The 2572-nt window shown below is 78.7% G+C and carries 4 protein-coding genes; 2 read left to right on the top strand and 2 right to left on the bottom strand.

The features are described from left to right. Together rlmN and GTR00_RS26030 are read left to right on the top strand one after the other, a co-directional pair. Positions 1 to 1121 (top strand): 23S rRNA (adenine(2503)-C(2))-methyltransferase RlmN (rlmN, locus tag GTR00_RS18720; protein ID WP_240900603.1); only part of this gene is annotated, 1121 nt, incomplete at its 5' end. 19 nt (positions 1122 to 1140) lie between these two features. Beyond that, complete coding sequence (locus GTR00_RS26030) at positions 1141 to 1746, top strand: DivIVA domain-containing protein (RefSeq protein ID WP_166613078.1); 606 nt, start codon at positions 1141 to 1143, stop codon at positions 1744 to 1746. Between the two features lie 6 nt (positions 1747 to 1752). Here GTR00_RS26030 and GTR00_RS18710 read toward each other — a convergent pair whose 3' ends face one another. Together GTR00_RS18710 and GTR00_RS18705 are read right to left on the bottom strand one after the other, a co-directional pair. After that, on the bottom strand, positions 1753 to 2154 hold the full coding sequence (locus tag GTR00_RS18710; protein ID WP_166613077.1) for a TIGR03618 family F420-dependent PPOX class oxidoreductase: 402 nt from the start codon (positions 2152 to 2154) through the stop codon (positions 1753 to 1755). A gap of 10 nt (positions 2155 to 2164) precedes the next feature. Continuing rightward, positions 2165 to 2572 (bottom strand): helix-turn-helix domain-containing protein (locus tag GTR00_RS18705; protein WP_166613076.1); only part of this gene is annotated, 408 nt, incomplete at its 5' end.

The raw sequence follows: 2572 nt of genomic DNA, 5'->3' as shown, positions 1-2572 counted from the left end.
GCCCCGGCGCCCTGGTGATGACCGCCCCCCGCCGGGGCAAGCCCCCGCGCCACTTCAGCGACCTGGAGCCCGCCGACCGCGCCGCGGCGCTGGCCGAGCTCGGGGAGAAGCCGTTCCGCGCGCGCCAGCTGGCCACGCAGTGGTTCGAGCGCCTGGAGGACGACCCGGCGCGCATGACGGACCTGCCGGCCGCCTCGCGCGGGCGCATCGCCGAGGCGCTGCTGCCCACGCTGCTGACGCCCGTGCGCACCCTGACCGCCGACGGCGGCACCACCGTCAAGACGCTGTGGCGCCTGCACGACGGCGCGCTCGTGGAGTCGGTGCTCATGCGCTACAAGAACCGCGACACGCTGTGCGTGTCCAGCCAGGCCGGCTGCGGCATGAACTGCCCGTTCTGCGCCACCGGGCAGGCGGGCCTGACCCGCAACCTGTCCACCGCCGAGATCGTCGAGCAGGTCCTGGCCGCCTCGCGCGCCCTGGCCCGCGGCGAGGTCGCCGGCGGACCCGGGCGCGTCTCCAACGTCGTCTTCATGGGCATGGGCGAGGCGCTGGCCAACTACCGCTCGGCCGTGGCCGCCGTGCGCCGCCTCACCGCCCCGGCCCCCGACGGCGTGGGCATCTCCGCGCGCGGCCTGACGATGTCCACCGTCGGGCTGGTGCCGGCCATCGACAAGTTCGCCGCCGAGGGCGTCCCGGCCACGCTCGCGCTGAGCCTGCACGCCCCCGACGACGAGCTGCGCGACGAGCTGGTGCCGATCAACCGGCGCTGGAAGGTCGGCGAGGCCCTGGACGCCGCCCGGCGCTACTTCGAGGCCACCGGCCGGCGCGTGAGCATCGAGTACGCCCTCATCCGCGACGTCAACGACCAGGCCTGGCGCGCGGACCGCCTGGGCAAGCTGCTCAACGCGCGCGGGCGCGGCTGGGTGCACGTCAACCCCATCCCGCTGAACCCCACGCCCGGCTCGAAGTGGACGGCCAGCGACCCGGCGGTGGAGAAGGCGTTCGTCGCGGCGCTGGAGGCCCGCGGCGTGCCCACCACGGTGCGCGACACCCGCGGCAGCGACATCGACGGCGCCTGCGGCCAGCTGGCCGCCGTGGCGCCCGAGCAGCCCCGCGCGTGAGCGCACCGCTGCCGGGGGCGTGGCGGTGACCCAGGAGCAGGAGCAGGAGCTGGGCGGTCTCGGCGCCGCCGAGGAGGCCCTGCGCCAGCGCCCGCACCGCACCGGCCGGCTGCGCCGCGGCTACCGCACCGCCGACGTCGACGCCTTCCTCGAGCACGCCGAGCGCTCCGTCCCCGCCCGCCGGCTCACCGCCGCGCAGGTGCGGGCGGTGGGCTTCGGCTCCCAGTTCGGCGGCTACGACGTGGAGGCCACCGACGCGGTCCTCGCCCGCCTGGAGGACCGCCTGGCCCGCGCCGAGCGGGTGCGCGCGCTGGCCGGCGGCGCCCAGCGGCAGTGGGCCGAGCGGCACGCGGCGCTGAGCGCGGCGGTGCTCGGCCGCCTCGACGAGCCGGACGGCGAGCGCTTCCCGCGGGCCCGCGGCCTGCGCCGCGGCTACCGCCCCGGCGACGTGGACGCGCTGTGCGCCCTGCTGTCCGAGCACTTCGCCGGCCAGGGGCGCCTGGAGGCCGCGGACGTGCGCGCGGCGCTGTTCCGCCCGCGCCGCGGCCGGCGCGGGTACCGCGAGTCGCCCGTGGACGGCTTCCTGGACCGCGTCGTGGAGCTGATGACCTCGCACGGGTCCTGAGGGCGCTCAGCCCCAGGGCGGCACCGACCCCAGCACCCGGTCCACGTCGACGACGACCACGACGCGCAGGGGGTTGGGGCGGGGGGTGCGGTAGCGCTGCGCGTAGCGCTCCTCGGCGTCGGCGACGTCCTCGGCGGCGGTGAGCAGGCGCGCGGGGCCCTCCAGCGCCAGCCAGCGCCGGCCGTCCACCTGGGCGACCACGGCGCGCGAGCCCGCACGCACGTTGCGGGCCTTGAGCGAGGTGCCCGAGGTGATGACCCGCACGGCGGCGGTGCCCGGCTCGAAGGTGAAGCCGACAGGCACCACGTGCGGGGAGCCGTCCGGGCGCAGCGTCGTCAGGGTCGCCAGGTGCCGCTCGCGCAGGAACTCCAGCGCGGCGGGCGGCAGGTCGTGCACGTCGAGGGCCACGGGCGGCAACCTACGGCCCGGCCGCGCCCGCCGGCCCGCCGGCCGGGGCGTCCAGCGCCAGCCACAGCTCGGCCCGGTCCTGCGGCGCCTCCAGGGAGCGGCCCAGCACCTGCTCCAGCCGCGCCAGGCGGTGGCGCAGGGTGTTGCGGTGCACGCCCAGCGCGGCCGCGGCCGCCCGGCGCTGGCCGTGGTGGGCCAGGAAGGCGTGCCCGGCGGCGCGCAGGTCGGCGGCCTCGGCGGGCGCCAGCCGCTGCAGGGGGTGCAGCACCTCCGCGGCCCACGCCCGCAGCCCGTCCTCGCCCCAGCGCTGCGCCAGCGCCGTCGCGCCGGGCTCGTCGGCGCGCACCACCGGGCGCGCGGCGCTGGTGCGCGCCGCGGCCGCCCGCGCGGAGGCCTCGCCCAGGGCGGCCTCCGCGGG

It is taken from the genome of Kineococcus indalonis, assembly GCF_009906395.1.
Classification (GTDB): Bacteria; Actinomycetota; Actinomycetes; order Actinomycetales; family Kineococcaceae; genus Kineococcus; species Kineococcus indalonis.
Note: the sequence above shows the minus strand (reverse complement) of the source record. Positions and strands in the feature narration are given on the sequence as shown.